Source organism: Rhizobium rhizoryzae (assembly GCF_011046895.1).
Taxonomy (GTDB): domain Bacteria; phylum Pseudomonadota; class Alphaproteobacteria; order Rhizobiales; family Rhizobiaceae; genus Neorhizobium; species Neorhizobium rhizoryzae.
The window spans coordinates 647,417-660,631 of the sequence record NZ_CP049250.1 but is presented as its reverse complement, the minus strand read 5'-3'; the positions used below and the strand labels follow the sequence as shown (position 1 = coordinate 660,631).

13 protein-coding genes are annotated in these 13,215 nt (G+C 58.7%); 5 read left to right on the top strand and 8 right to left on the bottom strand.

Features of this window, described 5'->3' with window-relative positions; all coding sequences use genetic code 11:
• Positions 1–165: 165 nt before the first annotated feature.
• The 3 genes from cysK to dut form a co-directional block, all read right to left on the bottom strand.
• Positions 166–1,131 (bottom strand): cysteine synthase A, encoded by a 966-nt coding sequence (gene cysK, locus G6N80_RS09360; RefSeq protein ID WP_165133272.1) that lies wholly within the window; start codon positions 1,129–1,131, stop codon positions 166–168.
• A gap of 156 nt (positions 1,132–1,287) precedes the next feature.
• Positions 1,288–1,899, bottom strand: a complete 612-nt coding sequence (locus tag G6N80_RS09355) for a LysE family translocator (protein WP_062555156.1) — start codon at positions 1,897–1,899, stop codon at positions 1,288–1,290.
• Positions 1,900–1,953: 54 nt separating this feature from the next.
• Positions 1,954–2,412, bottom strand: coding sequence for a dUTP diphosphatase (gene dut, locus G6N80_RS09350; RefSeq protein ID WP_062555157.1), 459 nt, complete (start codon positions 2,410–2,412; stop codon positions 1,954–1,956).
• 85 nt (positions 2,413–2,497) lie between these two features.
• Between dut and G6N80_RS09345 the strand changes: the two genes are divergently transcribed.
• Positions 2,498–4,081: a peptide chain release factor 3 gene (locus G6N80_RS09345; RefSeq protein WP_165133270.1), complete on the top strand. Its 1,584-nt coding sequence runs from the start codon at positions 2,498–2,500 to the stop codon at positions 4,079–4,081.
• Here G6N80_RS09345 and otsA read toward each other — a convergent pair.
• On the bottom strand, positions 4,060–5,460 hold the full coding sequence (gene otsA, locus G6N80_RS09340) for an alpha,alpha-trehalose-phosphate synthase (UDP-forming) (RefSeq protein WP_062555159.1): 1,401 nt from the start codon (positions 5,458–5,460) through the stop codon (positions 4,060–4,062). The two genes, G6N80_RS09345 and otsA, sit on opposite strands and share 22 nt — an antisense overlap.
• A 42-nt stretch (positions 5,461–5,502) precedes the next feature.
• Positions 5,503–6,240 carry a trehalose-phosphatase gene (gene otsB / locus G6N80_RS09335; RefSeq protein WP_244484755.1) on the bottom strand — a complete coding sequence of 246 codons (738 nt, stop codon included), beginning with the start codon at positions 6,238–6,240 and terminating at the stop codon, positions 5,503–5,505.
• 263 nt (positions 6,241–6,503) lie between these two features.
• Between otsB and G6N80_RS09330 the strand changes: the two genes are divergently transcribed.
• From G6N80_RS09330 to G6N80_RS09320, 3 genes are all read left to right on the top strand, one after another.
• On the top strand, positions 6,504–7,298 hold the full coding sequence (locus G6N80_RS09330) for a class II glutamine amidotransferase (protein ID WP_062555161.1): 795 nt from the start codon (positions 6,504–6,506) through the stop codon (positions 7,296–7,298).
• Between the two features lie 68 nt (positions 7,299–7,366).
• Positions 7,367–7,930, top strand: coding sequence for a chromate transporter (locus G6N80_RS09325; protein ID WP_165133246.1), 564 nt, complete (start codon positions 7,367–7,369; stop codon positions 7,928–7,930).
• Entirely contained in the window at positions 7,927–8,454 is a 528-nt protein-coding gene (locus G6N80_RS09320) for a chromate transporter (protein ID WP_165133243.1), read from the top strand. The genes G6N80_RS09325 and G6N80_RS09320 overlap by 4 nt, the downstream gene beginning before the upstream one ends.
• Positions 8,455–8,459: 5 nt before the next feature.
• Here G6N80_RS09320 and coaBC read toward each other — a convergent pair whose 3' ends face one another.
• The 3 genes from coaBC to ubiE form a co-directional block, all read right to left on the bottom strand.
• On the bottom strand, positions 8,460–9,665 hold the full coding sequence (gene coaBC, locus G6N80_RS09315) for a bifunctional phosphopantothenoylcysteine decarboxylase/phosphopantothenate--cysteine ligase CoaBC (protein ID WP_165133240.1): 1,206 nt from the start codon (positions 9,663–9,665) through the stop codon (positions 8,460–8,462).
• A 72-nt stretch (positions 9,666–9,737) separates the two neighbouring features.
• Positions 9,738–11,312: a 2-polyprenylphenol 6-hydroxylase gene (gene ubiB, locus G6N80_RS09310; RefSeq protein ID WP_165133237.1), complete on the bottom strand. Its 1,575-nt coding sequence runs from the start codon at positions 11,310–11,312 to the stop codon at positions 9,738–9,740.
• 39 nt (positions 11,313–11,351) lie between these two features.
• Positions 11,352–12,128, bottom strand: coding sequence for a bifunctional demethylmenaquinone methyltransferase/2-methoxy-6-polyprenyl-1,4-benzoquinol methylase UbiE (gene ubiE, locus G6N80_RS09305; protein WP_165133234.1), 777 nt, complete (start codon positions 12,126–12,128; stop codon positions 11,352–11,354).
• A gap of 142 nt (positions 12,129–12,270) precedes the next feature.
• On the opposite strand from ubiE, the gene mutM reads away from it, so the two are divergent.
• Entirely contained in the window at positions 12,271–13,161 is an 891-nt protein-coding gene (gene mutM / locus G6N80_RS09300; RefSeq protein WP_062555167.1) for a bifunctional DNA-formamidopyrimidine glycosylase/DNA-(apurinic or apyrimidinic site) lyase, read from the top strand.
• Positions 13,162–13,215: the final 54 nt, after the last annotated feature.

Sequence of the window (13,215 nt, the reverse complement as noted above, 5' to 3'; positions counted from 1 at the left end):
GAGATCAGCCCTGACGGTGTAGCGCTAATGCATGTCGCGCTCAACCGGATTCGGTTGAGCGAAACGAACATGCATCATTTCAAAGTCTTACAGCGTCGTCCGCGCGTTCAATCGAACGCGCCGCGCTGTAGTCATGTCAGGCAAGTCTTATCGTGTTGCTTGGCTTCAGGCACCGAGACCGTCGAACAGGACGGTCGAGAGGTAGCGTTCTGCAAAAGACGGAATGATCACGACGAGATTTTTGCCTTCATTCTCTGGCCGGGAGCCGATTTTGATGGCGGCTGCGAGTGCTGCGCCAGACGAGATGCCGACGGGCACGCCTTCGAGACGAGCCACCAGACGAGCGGTGTCGATGGCCTCCTGGCTGGCAATAGTGACGATTTCGTCATAGACGGATCGGTCTAGGATCTTAGGCGCAAAGCCCGCACCGATGCCCTGGATCTTGTGAGGGCCGGGCTCTCCACCCGACAGGACTGGAGATTCGGCGGGTTCAACGGCGATGACCTTGATGTCCGGCTTGCGGCTCTTCAGAACCTGACCTGTGCCGGTAATCGTGCCACCGGTACCGATGCCAGACACGAAGAAGTCGACCTGTCCGTCTGTATCGTTCCAGATTTCCTCCGCGGTTGTCTTGCGGTGTATTTCAGGATTGGCCGGGTTCTCGAATTGCTGGGGGATAATTGCATCGGGCAGGCTGGCCGCCAGCTCTTCTGCCTTGGCGATTGCTCCCTTCATCCCCTTAGGCCCCTCGGTCAAAACAAGTTCCGCGCCCAGAAGCGCCAACATCTTGCGACGCTCGATGGACATGGTCTCCGGCATGGTGAGGATGAGGCGGTAACCCTTGGCGGCGGCTGCAAAGGCGAGTGCAATGCCCGTATTTCCGGAGGTCGGTTCGACCAGAACTGTCTTGCCCGGCGTAATCGTACCTGCAGCTTCCAAAGCCTCGATCATTGCAACGCCAATACGGTCCTTGACGGAGGCGATCGGATTGAAAAATTCCAGCTTGGCCAAAAGATTGGCCTTCACACCTTTCTCCTTGGCCAGCTTATCCAGCCGAACAATCGGGGTGTTGCCAATCGTTTCGGTGATCGAGGAATAGATCTTGCCGCGACCCGGTTTTGCATCAGTCATTGCGTATCTCCAAGCATTCGTCAGGCATCGAGTTTGGGGTGATTGAGCCTCAACCTAAGCCGTAAAACTGTGTTGCGCGAGAGGAGAGTGAACGCTGTCCCCCGGGCTTGGCGGAATAATTTTTCCCGCGTTGCATCCGAGGCTTACCCTGCGTTCTCAGCGTGCTGCGATGTAAGCCGCTGTTCCCGCCAGAATACCTGCTGCCGAACGATTAAGTGCCTGCAGCGTGCGCGGTTTCTTCAGGAGTTCGCGGGCTTTCGACGCGAGCAAAATATAGGGCAACAAGACCGCGATCAGCACGATGAACGTGGTCGCTACCAGAACCGCATAATCTCGCAGACCGATGTCCTGCAACGGTATCAGGGTCGGCACGAGCGCCACGTAAAACAGCATGGTCTTCGGATTGCCAAGCGTGACCAGCAGTCCGGATAGAAATGCCATCATGCCTGTGGCGCCGCGGGTCGCCTGAATATCCTGCCGCAGCAAACCGGCGGTCCACAGCTTCCAGGCGATATAGCAGAGATAGAGAGCACCAAGATATTTGATGATGAGAAAGGGCGTCGTGAAATTCTGCGCAAGAATGGCAAGGCCGAGAATGACGGCCGTGAGATAGACGAGATCACCCAGAATGAGGCCAAGCCCCATGAAGAATGTGGGGCGGAAGCCGGATCCGAGAGCTCGCGCGACAATGGCTGTCATGCCGGGACCGGGAATGGCCGCTGCGATGAACAGAGCGCCAGCATAGGTGATCAATGAAGCAAGGGTCATGAACTATCTCCTCATTCGCCATTGCTAATTGCGTTGCGATCCGGGCGCAACGGTTTATACGCCGGTAGAGCCGAAGCCGCCCGCACCTCGCGCCGTGTCATTGAACGTATCGGCCTCCTGCACCTGAGCCTGAACAACGGGTGCGAAAACCAGCTGTGCGATCCGCATGCCGCGGTCGATTGTGAAATCCTCCTGGCCCAGATTGATCAGCAGGACCTTAACCTCGCCGCGATAGTCGCTGTCGATCGTGCCGGGTGTGTTGAGGCAGGTCACGCCATGTTTGAACGCGAGCCCGGAGCGAGGGCGAACCTGAATTTCAAAGCCCTGCGGTATCTCGAAAATAAAGCCGGTTGGCACAAGCATGCGAGCGCCGGGCTGCAGGACGAGAGGTTCACTCACAGCGGCGCGAATGTCCATACCAGCCGCGCCCGCGGTTTCATAAGCCGGCAGATCAAGCCCCTCAGCATGAGGCAGTCGAACGAGTTTCAGGGCAGGGCCGATGACTTCGCGCATGAGCGTCTCCTTCAAATCAGGCAGGTCAATTGCATAATTGGCCCGAAATCGCTAGATACGCCGCAACTCGAAGGATTTGCACATCATGGCTGAAAGCATTGCCGAGGCGGTATCCCGCCGCCGCACATTCGCGATTATCGCGCACCCGGACGCCGGTAAGACGACGCTCACTGAAAAACTGCTGTTGTTCGGCGGTGCCATTCAGCTCGCAGGTGAGGTGAAGGCGAAGAAGGATCGTATCCAGACCCGGTCCGACTGGATGAAGATCGAGCGCGAGCGCGGCATTTCCGTCGTGACCTCGGTCATGACCTTCGAATATGAAGGCAATGTTTTCAATATTCTGGATACGCCGGGTCACGAGGACTTCGCGGACGATACCTACCGCACGCTGACGGCGGTGGATGCAGCTGTCATGGTTATCGATGCCGCCAAGGGTATCGAGCCGCGAACGCTGAAGCTCTTTGAAGTCTGCCGCATGCGCGACATTCCGATCATCACATTCGTCAACAAGATGGACCGCGAGAGCCGCGATACCTTCGAAATCCTCGACGAAGTGGAAGAGAAACTGGCGCTGGACACGGCGCCGGTCACCTGGCCTGTCGGGCGGTCCAAAACCTTCTGCGGCTCCTACAATCTGGCCAGCAACACCTATCGTGGTTCCGACACACAGGTTGAGCCGTTGAAGGTGAATGGTCCGCAAAGTGTTGCAGAAAACCTGCCGGAAAACGAACGCGACGCTTTCATCGACGAGCTGGAACTGGCCCGGGAAGCCTGCCGCCCGTTCGACCGCCAGGCTTTTCTAGAAGGCCATATGACGCCGGTCTTCTTCGGCTCGGCGCTCAGAAACTTTGGCGTTCGTGATCTCATCAATGCGCTGGGCGATTTTGCGCCTCCTCCACGAGATCAGGTAGCCGATACCCGCACCGTTCATGCGGCTGAAGACAAGATGACGGCCTTCGTCTTCAAGATCCAGGCAAACATGGACCCCAACCATCGCGACCGCATTGCTTTTGCCCGCATCTGCTCCGGCAAGCTGGAGCGCGGCATGAAGGCGCGCCTGGCCCGTACCGGCAAGCAGATGGGCCTGACCGCACCGCAGTTCTTCTTTGCCTCGCAGCGCCAGCTGGCTGATACAGCCTATGCAGGCGATGTGGTGGGTATTCCGAACCACGGCACGCTGCGTATCGGTGATACGCTGACAGAAGGCGAAGCGCTGGTCTTCCAGGGCGTGCCGAACTTCTCGCCGGAAATCCTGCGACGCGTGCGGTTGGAAGATGCCATGAAGGCGAAGAAGCTGAAAGAAGCGCTTCAGCAGATGGCCGAAGAAGGCGTTGTACAGCTCTTCTCGCCAGAGGATGGCTCACCGGCCATTGTCGGCGTGGTCGGTGCCTTGCAGCTTGACGTTCTGAAGGAACGGCTTTCGGCGGAATACAGCCTTCCTGTGTCGTTTGAAATGTCGCGCTTTTCGGTCTGCCGCTGGATTTCCTCGGAAAACAAGGCAGACATGGAGAAGTTCCTGACTGTCAAGCGTGGCGATATCGCCCGCGATTTGGACGGTGACCCTGTCTTTCTGGCTCAGGATGCCTTCTCTCTGCGCTATGAGGCGGAACGTTACCCGTCCATCAAGATGGTTGCCATCAAGGAGTATCACGTCGCCAAGGCGGCGTGATCCCCTTCGGACGTAAGGTCTGCCAGGAAGTCGTCGCACCAGCGTTTCACGTCATGAACCAGCAAATGGTCCATCATGCCGCGCCAACGCTGGATGCGCTCCTCCTTGCCCATCGTCAGGGCGCGAGCAATTGCATGGCCCGTTCCCTCGATGTCGTAGGGATTGACCAGAAGGGCGCCGTTCAGTTCGCGTGCCGCTCCCGCAAAACGTGATAGCACCAGAACTCCGGGATCTTCCGGGTCCTGTGCGGCGACGAATTCCTTGGCGACAAGGTTCATGCCATCTCGCAAAGGTGTCACAAGACCAACCTTTGCCAGCCGGTAAAGTCCCGCCAGAACGGGGCGTCCGATGGAACGGTTGATGTAGCGGATGGGAACCCAGTCCACGGTGCCGAGAGCGCCATTCACCCGGCCAGCCTGCTCTGCAACGGTGCGCTGCATGGCCTCGTACTCCGGCACTTCCGATCGCGATTTCGGAGTGATCTGCAGATAGGTGACCTTTCCCTGATAGGCGGGATTGTGGGACACCAGGCTCTCATAGGCGTCGATGCGCTGTGTAATGCCTTTGGAGTAATCGAGCCGGTCGACACCGATGATCAGATCGCGGCCCTCAAGGCTCTGCCTTGCCTTGCGCACCATGGTGGTGGAGGCGGCCCGTTTGGCAAATTCTGCGAAGGCTGCTGTCTCGATGCCGATGGAATAAAAGCCGCCCTTGAAGGTTCGCCCGTGTGAGGAATAAAGCCCCTCTCCAACCGCATTGCCGAAACCCTCGCGAACCAGGCAGCCACGGAAGTTTTCCAAATCGTGGTCTGTCTGAAAACCGACAACGTCGTAATGGGTTAGACCACGCATGATCTCTTCGTGAACCGGCATGGCAAACAGTACATCTGCTGGCGGCCAGGGTATGTGCAGGAAAAACCCAATCTTGTTCTTGAAGCCCATCTGCCGGAGCTCCGCTGCAAGCGGGATCAAGTGATAATCGTGAATCCAGAGTATATCGTCTTCCTGGATGAGAGGAGCCACCCGATGGGCGAAAAAGCGGTTGACCCTGAAGTAACCGGCCATTTCCTTGCGCCCATACTCTGCGAGATCCAGCCGGTAATGACATATTGGCCAGAGAACACGATTGGCGAAGCCGTGGTAATATTCTTCGACATCGGTGCTCGTCAGATCGGTCAGCGCATAGGTAATGTTGCCGCGCTCCGTCAGCGCCAGCGGGGCGGGCTCCTTTGTGCCGCTCGACTTTCCCGACCAGCCCATCCACACGCCGCCGCGCTCTTCAAGCGCTGCCTGAAGTGCGACCGCAAGTCCGCCGGCAGGTGCCGTGCCGTTTTTCTCTGGCATGGGCACGCGGTTGGAAATGACAACGAGACGGCTCACAATAAACTCCCTCTTCAACGATCGAATTCAATCCGAATGGTGTCAGGCCTGGCGTGCCAGATCGGCCAGAATCTTCCTGAGTGCATCGGGTGACGGTATCGCACGCACCGCGGCAGTATCGCGCAGTTCCCCGATCCGGATCGACAGGCCTCCCAACTCGTTGGCGACTTTGAACATCGCCTCATCCGTCAGATCATCACCGATGGCGATGGGTTTGCGCCCCAGAAAGGGTTCCGCGTCGAGAAAGGCTCTAAGGGCCTCTCCCTTGCTTGCACGCGCAGGCCTGATCTCGATCACCATTTTGCCGCGTTGAAGCGTGTAGTCAGCCCCTGCCTCCTCGACAGCAGACTGCATGACGGCGTCCAGCGCTCCGGCCCATTGCTGCGCCTGACGGTAATGGGCCGCCACTGCTGATCCCTTGTCTTCGATGATGACGCCGTCCCAGTCGGCGGTTACGCGGACCAGAGATCGTTTTAGCGCCTCGAAATCGTCGTCTTGGGGTAGCCGTTCCAGATCCCCGGCAGAATTTCGCCTTTCTGCACCATGAAGGCCGGCGATTGGCAAAGCCAGCGGTGAGAAAAGCTGGTCTGCAAAGGAAACCGCACGGCCTGTAACAAGTCCGACCGCGCCGCCCAGAACATTTGAGATCTGCGACAGGGTCGAAATCAACCCGTCAGGAACAACAACCGCTTCCGGCGTCTCTGCCAAGTCTATCAGAGTACCATCAATATCGAGGAAAAGCGCCCAGGCTTGAGGCTCGCTTGAAAGCTCTTCAAGCACTGCCGGGTCCGCGAGAGGTTCTTTGGCTTCACAGCCTGTATCAGGTGTTAACATGTTTTGGGATGTAGACCGGCCCCCTCATAAGGCAAGGTGTCAACCGCGAACTGACTGCTTCGGTGTCGGTACGCCTGGTCATTCGTTTGACGATGTCCAGGCAAATTCATCGGGGCACGATGTTTGCTAATGCATCATTTACCAATTCGTCACAAACTTTTATCGGTAGCCTATCAGTTTGGCAGGCATTTAAGTCAGGAAGATCCATCATGTGTCGCTGGGCCGCCTATCGCGGTAACCCTCTTTACCTGGAGGAACTCGTTTCCTCTCCTGCCCACTCCCTCATTGAACAGAGCCATTGTGCAAGCAGAGCCAAGACAGCCACAAACGGTGACGGTTTTGGCATTGCCTGGTATGGCGATCACCCTGAGCCGGGGCGCTACCGCGATATTTTGCCGGCCTGGTCGGACTGCAACTTGCGTAGTCTAGCCCGCCAGATCCGGTCTCCGCTATTTCTGGCCCATGTGCGTGCAGCGACCAGCGGTGGCACGCGCCGAGACAATTGCCATCCCTTCGTTTTCGGCCCCTGGTCCTTCATGCACAACGGACAGGTGGCAGGCTTCGACAAGATCCGCCGCAAGCTGGAAGCGCATCTGTCGGATGAACTCTTCCATGCCCGGTCTGGCACGACAGATTCCGAACTGCTTTTCCTGCTCTCGCTCGAAATGGGCATGGCGAAGGATCCGATCGGTGCCGTTTCTCGCGCAATCGCCCTGGTGCAGAAACATGCCGCAGAGGAAGGGGCCAATCCGCTGGTGCGCTTCACCGCAGCCTTCTCGGACGGCAAATCGCTCTATGCAGTTCGCTATGCCAGCGATCAAAAGCCCCCGACGCTGTACGCGGCTCCCATGGGGCCACGAGGCGGCTATTGCCTCGTGTCTGAGCCATTGAACGATGACGTTGATGCCTGGACGGAGATCCCCGCCGGAAGCGCCGTTCTGGTGACGGATGATGGACTGCTGACCTCTGCATTTTCGCCCGCACCTTTCGCGAAAGCGGCTTGATCACAAAACCGGACGGCCAGATCAGTCGATCTGGCCGTCCGGCATTGCAATGGAAATGAGAGTTGACGATGAAGACTGACGGCGCCCCCACGATTTCCTCAGCGCCCCCGACCAGTTTTCAGCTGTTTCTCGGTTTCTTAGGGATAGGCATCATCGGCTTTGGCGGCGTTCTGCCCTTGGCCCGTCGCATGCTGGTGGAAGACCGACGCTGGCTGACGCCCGATGAATTCGTCGATCTTCTGGGGCTTTGCCAGTTCCTGCCGGGTGGCAATGTCATCAATATCTCCGTCGCCGTTGGCATGAAGTTTCGCGGGTGGCGTGGCGCTTTGGCGTCCATTCTCGGCCTGACGGCGGTTCCAACGGCTTTCGTCATCGTTCTCGGCGTGATCTACGATCGGTATCGTGACGATCCGCATGTGCAGCAAGTCTTCGCAGGTCTGGCAGCAGCGGCAGCGGGCTTGCTGATCGCCATGACAATCAAGCTCGTGAGGCCGATCCTCACCAAACCGGCAGCGCTCTTCATCGCCTCCTTGCTCTTCTTTGCGGTCGCCTTCCTGCGTCTGCCGCTATTGCCGACCATGCTGGTTCTCGCGCCGTTATCCGTTCTTCTGGCCTGGAGGCTGCGTCCATGATCGGAACCCTCCTTGCCCTGGCCTTCATCTTCACCGAACTGTCGCTCATGGCGTTTGGCGGAGGCTATGCGGTTCTGCCCGAGATCCAGCGGCGGGTGGTGGATGTGCAGCACTGGGTGACGGCGGAGGAATTCAGCGCACTCTTCGCGCTTGCGCAGGCGGCACCCGGACCAAACATGATGATCGTCCCGCTCATCGGCTGGCACGTTGCCGGATTGCCGGGGCTTGCGGTCGCGTCGATCGCGAAATTCCTGCCGTCGTCGCTGATCACCTGCCTGACCGTGTCGGTCTGGGACCGGTTTAGGGACCGCCCCTGGCGCGCCGTGGTACAGGCTGGGCTCCTGCCTATCACGACCGGGTTGGTCGCGGCCAGTGCCGTCGTGATTACCGTCGCATCCGCCCATACGCTGCTACTTGCCGCGATAACGGGCGTCACGGCTGCAATCTCCATCTGGACGCGCGCCCACCCTGTTGCGGTTCTTGGGCTCGGTGCGGCCGTGGGTCTCGCCTCAAGCTATCTCTGACGCTGCTATCCGAGCCGACGGGCAATCTCGTGGGCAAGCTTCTCGGCAACTTCGTCCTTGCCAAGATCCGGCCACTCCTCGAGGCCTGAGGACGAAATAATCTTCACCCGATTGCGATCGCCACCCATGATGCCGGTCGCAGGCGAAACATCGTTTGCGACGATGATATCCGCTCCCTTGGCTTCCAGCTTGCGACGGCCATTCTGCTCGACATTCTGCGTCTCGGCTGCAAAGCCCACCACGAAGCGGGGTCGAAGGGCATGGTGACCTATCGTCTTCAGGATATCCGGATTTTCGGTGAGTTGAAGTGGAGCCGGAGGTTCACCCGGTTGCTTCTTGATCTTCTGGTCCGAGGAACCCGCGACGCGCCAGTCTGCCACCGCCGCCACCATCACGGCGATATCTGCCGGAAGGGAATTCAGAACAGCATGCAGCATTTGGTCCGCGGTTTCCACATGGGTAGTGGTGACGCCAATAGGATCGGCAATCACGACCGGCCCCGAAATCAGCGTCACCTCGGCACCCAGCTTTGCAAGGGCTGCGGCAATGGCGTGACCCTGCTTGCCGGACGAACGATTGGCGATGTAGCGCACCGGATCAATCGGCTCGTGTGTCGGGCCTGATGTAACAATGGCCTTTTTGCCCGCCAGCGGCTTCTCGCCCGGCGAAAGCAGGGCGGTGACCGCTGCAACAATTTCCAGCGGTTCGGCCATGCGACCCGTGCCAGCCTCGCCACTTTCCGCCATTTCGCCTTTCATGGGGCCAATGAAATGAATGCAGTCCTGTTGAAGCGTTGCCACGTTGCGCCGCGTGGGTGCCGCATCCCACATCTTCGGGTTCATGGCGGGCGCAACAAGAACAGGCCGGTCGGTTGCCAGCAGCACGGCGCTGGGTAGATCGTCGGCCAGACCATGCGACATCTTGGCCATCAGATCAGCGGTTGCGGGTGCGACCAGAACCAGATCGCAATCGCGAGCAAGCCGGATATGTCCGACATCCTGCTCGTCTTCCCGCGAAAAGAGATCGGTATAGACATGCCCCGAAGAGAGCGCGCCGACGGCAAGCGGCGTGATGAATTCCTGCGCAGCCCGCGACATCACCGGCCTGACCTCAGCACCCCGTTCGCGAAGGCGACGGATCAGGTCGAGGCTTTTATAGGCGGCAATGCCACCCGAAATGATGAGAAGAATGCGCTTTCCCGCAAGATCCATGACCGCACTCACTCCTGCCCTTTTCTTGGTCCTGACCCTAGCTCTCTTGCCTACACGAGAGAAGAGGGCGGTTCAGCTCAGTTGAACGGCGATATAGATCAGTGAGGCAGCAATGACCCAGAGCGCAATCCGTCCCCATCGGCTGTGCTTTGCCTCGGATTTGCCGATCGCTTCTGCTGTCTGGTCGTCGAAGCGCACGCCATGTTCCGTCATATGCAGCAATTGCTGATGAAACTTCTCGGTCTTGGCAGCGATCTCGGGCGCTGCTTCCGCAAGCTTCATCGCGGCTTTCAGTCCGTCCTTCAGATCCGTGACCACCCGCTTTGGACCCAGATTGTCGCGGATCCAGTCTCCCACAACAGGTTCTGCTGCACGCCACATGTTGAAACGCGGATCCAGCATACGCGACACGCCTTCGACAACCACCATGGTCTTCTGAAGCAGGATCAATTCGGGCCGTGTCTGCATTTCGAAGAGATCGGTTACCTCGAACAGAAGGGCCAGAAGGCGGGCCATGGAAATCGTTTCCGCAGGCTGGCCGTGAATGGGCTCGCCAATGGCGCGGATGGCCTGTGCAAAGCTCGCGACATCATGATGGGACGGCACATAGCCAGCTTCGAAATGCACTTCCGCCACCCGCATATAGTCGCGCGTGATGAAGCCATAGAGGATCTCCGCCAGGAAACGGCGCTCCTTTTTGCCGAGACGCCCGACAATGCCCATGTCGACGGCGACAATCGTGCCTGCAGGATCGACGAACAGGTTGCCGGGATGCATGTCGGCATGGAAGAAGCCGTCGCGCAGCGTGTGGCGCAGGAACGACTGAATCAGCGTTTCAGCCAACTTCTCCAGATCATGGCCCGCCTCTCGCAGACCGTCGATGTTCGACATCTTGACGCCATCGATCCATTCCATGGTGATGACGTCGCGCCCGGTCCGCTCCCAGTCGACCTGCGGTACCCGGAAGCCCGGATCGTTCTTTGTATTTTCGCCGATTTCGGAAAGGGCCGCCGCCTCCAGCCGCAAATCCATTTCCAGTTTCGTCGTCTGCTCCAGCGTCCGCGTCACTTCCACCGGCTTCAGACGCCGTGTGGATGGCAGGAAGCGCTCTTGCATCCGGGAGATCAGGTACATGCTTTCGATGTCGTGGGCGAAGCGCTGGCGCACACCAGGACGCACCACCTTCACCGCCACCTTGCGCTCACCCTCGGCATAGGCAACACGCGCTGGATGAACCTGTGCGATGGAGGCTGCAGCAAGTGGCTCCTCGAAACGCGTATAAAGTTCGGTCACCGGTCTGCCAAGCGAGGCTTCGATGGCGCTCTTTGCCGTCGCGGTCGGAAAGAAGGCCATGCGGTCCTGGAGCATGGAAAGATCAAGCGCCCAGTCGACGCCCACCACATCAGGGCGGGTTGCGAGAAACTGGCCGATCTTGACGTAGGACGGACCGAGCCTGTCGACGGCTCGTGTCAATCGAACGCTGCGGCTTTCTTGGATGGAGTTCGGCCGTGTGAAAATCTGCGCGAGCGACTTCACCAGTCCGACAACCGGTGGCAGACCCTGGGTCGGGAGTGCCGCCACCACGCCTTCCCGCACGAGAACCCAGCCCACGCGCGCAAGCCGGAAATAAGCGCCGATCGTGCTCATGCTCCGGTCCCCGCAGCAATCCTTGCCAACTTCATGCGATTACAGTTTCCAGCCAGAGTGAAGAGCTGCAATGCCGCCCGTATAATTGGTGTAGGTCACGCGGGAGAAGCCAGCAGTCCGGATCATCCGGGCAAAGTCCTCCTGATTGGGAAACTTGCGGATCGATTCCACCAGATACTGGTAAGGTTCCGCATCGCCCGTGATCATCTTGCCGAACTGGGGAATAGCCCTGAAAGACCACTCGTCATAAAAGCGGTCGAGCAGAGGCATCTCGACCTCGGAGAACTCCAGCACCAGGAGACGGCCGCCCCGCTTCAGCACGCGATAGGCCTCGCTCAGCGCCACGTCGATGCGCGGAACGTTGCGAATACCGAAGGCGATCGTATACGCGTCGAAGCTGTTACTCTCGAAGGGAAGTTCTTCCGCATTGGCCTCGACAAACGTCAGATTGTTGGAAAGCTTGCGGCTGGCAGCGCGTTCTGCGCCGACTTCCAGCATTGAGCCGTTGATGTCCAGAACGGTGGCATGGGCGAGACGGTTGGAGGCCTCCACGATGCGGAAGGCAATGTCTCCGGTGCCGCCTGCGACATCCAGAATCTTGTAGGATGGATCCTTGCGCGGGTTGAGCGCGGCCACCATCGCATTCTTCCAGACACGATGCATGCCGGCCGACATGACATCGTTCATGATGTCGTAGCGTTTTGCGACCTTGTGAAAAACCTCGTTCACCAGCCCCTGTTTTTCGCCTTCCGCAACGCTGCGAAAACCGTAGGAGGTTTCCATTCCGCCGTCTGCCGTGACACGGTTCTCAGCCATGGTTGTTCATCTCCGTTTCAAACTTGGCCGGACCATAGCGAAGTTGGATCGGCTATACTATCTCTGTTGAGGCCGCTTGCGGCACTTTGGCGCTGGTCTATAGAGCAAGGGCAGCACCGTTGAAACAGGAAGTAAGGTACGCATGCCCGAATTGCCAGAGGTGGAAACGGTGCGCCGCGGATTGGCGCCGGTGATGGAAAACATGACGGTGCTTGCGCTCGAAACCCGCCGCGCTGATCTACGCTTCCCCTTTCCGGAGGATTTTTCCGCCCGCGTGTCCGGTCGGCGGATTGTCGGGCTTGGGCGTCGGGCCAAATATCTGCTGATAGATCTCGACGATGGCATGACCATTATAGCCCATCTGGGGATGTCGGGTTCCTTCCGCATCGAACAAGGCGGCTCGAGCGATCTTCCGGGTGAGTTTCATCACGCGCGATCCAAGGATGGCAAGCATGATCATGTCGTCTTTCACCTCGACAGTGGCGATACGGCATGTCGTGTCATCTATAACGATCCGCGCCGCTTCGGCTTCATGCATCTGTGGCCGCGAGCTGAACTTGATCTCTATCCGGCCTTTGCCGGAATGGGGCCAGAGCCGACCGGGAATCTCCTGGATGCGGATCTGCTTGCGAAAAGGTTCGAAGGGCGTTCACAACCCTTGAAAAGCCTATTGCTCGATCAGACCGTCATTGCGGGCCTCGGCAATATCTATGTCTGTGAGGCGCTCTGGCGTGCCGCGCTTTCGCCTCTGCGAAGAGGCGCGACGCTCGTGACCGTGACGGGCAAGGCCCGGCCACCTCTGCAACTGCTGACGCAATCCATTCGCGACGTGATTGCCGATGCCATCGCGGCGGGAGGGTCTAGCCTGCGAGACCATATTCAGACGGACGGCTCCCTGGGCTACTTCCAGCATAGTTTTGCGGTCTACGATCAGGAAGGACAGCCCTGTCGGCGAGAGGGTTGCAGCGGAACGATTGAACGCGTCGTACAGTCCGGCCGTTCAACCTTCTTCTGCGCAACGTGCCAGAAGTGACTCGCAAGACTCGAGGTTTGCGTGCTTTTCGCAAAAATTCCTGCGAAATTGCGC

Bases quoted from the DNA above. Each gene is read 5' to 3' on its own strand.
- G6N80_RS09320 (WP_165133243.1), top strand. From the start codon at position 7,927: ATGATCGGAACCCTCCTTGCCCTGGCCTTCATCTTCACCGAACTGTCG.
- G6N80_RS09345 (WP_165133270.1), top strand. From the start codon at position 2,498: ATGGCTGAAAGCATTGCCGAGGCGGTATCCCGCCGCCGCACATTCGCG.
- mutM (WP_062555167.1), top strand. From the start codon at position 12,271: ATGCCCGAATTGCCAGAGGTGGAAACGGTGCGCCGCGGATTGGCGCCG.
- ubiB (WP_165133237.1), bottom strand. From the start codon at position 11,312: ATGAGCACGATCGGCGCTTATTTCCGGCTTGCGCGCGTGGGCTGGGTT.
- G6N80_RS09330 (WP_062555161.1), top strand. From the start codon at position 6,504: ATGTGTCGCTGGGCCGCCTATCGCGGTAACCCTCTTTACCTGGAGGAA.
- ubiE (WP_165133234.1), bottom strand. From the start codon at position 12,128: ATGGCTGAGAACCGTGTCACGGCAGACGGCGGAATGGAAACCTCCTAC.
- dut (WP_062555157.1), bottom strand. From the start codon at position 2,412: ATGCGCGAAGTCATCGGCCCTGCCCTGAAACTCGTTCGACTGCCTCAT.
- cysK (WP_165133272.1), bottom strand. From the start codon at position 1,131: ATGACTGATGCAAAACCGGGTCGCGGCAAGATCTATTCCTCGATCACC.
- coaBC (WP_165133240.1), bottom strand. From the start codon at position 9,665: ATGGATCTTGCGGGAAAGCGCATTCTTCTCATCATTTCGGGTGGCATT.
- G6N80_RS09355 (WP_062555156.1), bottom strand. From the start codon at position 1,899: ATGACCCTTGCTTCATTGATCACCTATGCTGGCGCTCTGTTCATCGCA.
- G6N80_RS09325 (WP_165133246.1), top strand. From the start codon at position 7,367: ATGAAGACTGACGGCGCCCCCACGATTTCCTCAGCGCCCCCGACCAGT.